The sequence below is a fragment of the Vibrio sp. 10N.222.46.A1 genome, from assembly GCF_041473595.1.
GTDB classification, from domain to species: domain Bacteria; phylum Pseudomonadota; class Gammaproteobacteria; order Enterobacterales; family Vibrionaceae; genus Vibrio; species Vibrio tasmaniensis_A.
This window is the reverse complement of sequence record NZ_JBFRSN010001161.1, coordinates 1-324: the sequence shown is the minus strand read 5'-3', so window position 1 is coordinate 324 and position 324 is coordinate 1. Positions and strand designations below refer to the sequence as shown.

At 42.9% G+C, this 324-nt stretch carries 1 protein-coding gene; it reads right to left on the bottom strand.

Annotation, left to right across the window (positions count from 1 at the left end; genetic code table 11):
• Nucleotides 1-324, bottom strand: a 324-nt coding sequence (locus tag AB4496_RS24780) for a pyruvate kinase (protein WP_372132465.1), incomplete at both ends; no start/stop codon positions are given.

The window sequence follows — 324 nt, the reverse complement described above, 5'->3', positions numbered from 1 at the left end:
CATCATCAACAAGGATAGTGTTACCTGCTGTTAGGTCCTTAGCGAAACCTAGGTAAGTTACTGCTACTACGTCTTTGTTACCAACAACTGTTGCGTCAGTTGTGAAAGTGAACTCTTGACCAGCTACTAGATCTACGTCGTTACCATCTTCAAGTTTGATAGTACGGATTTCTGGACCTTTAGTATCTAGAAGGATCGCAAGTTGCTCACCATTATTTTCCATTACTTTACGGAAGTTCGCGATACGAGTGCCGTGCTCTGCGAAATCACCGTGAGAGAAGTTAAGACGCATAACGTTCATGCCAGCATCTACTAGTTCAGTTA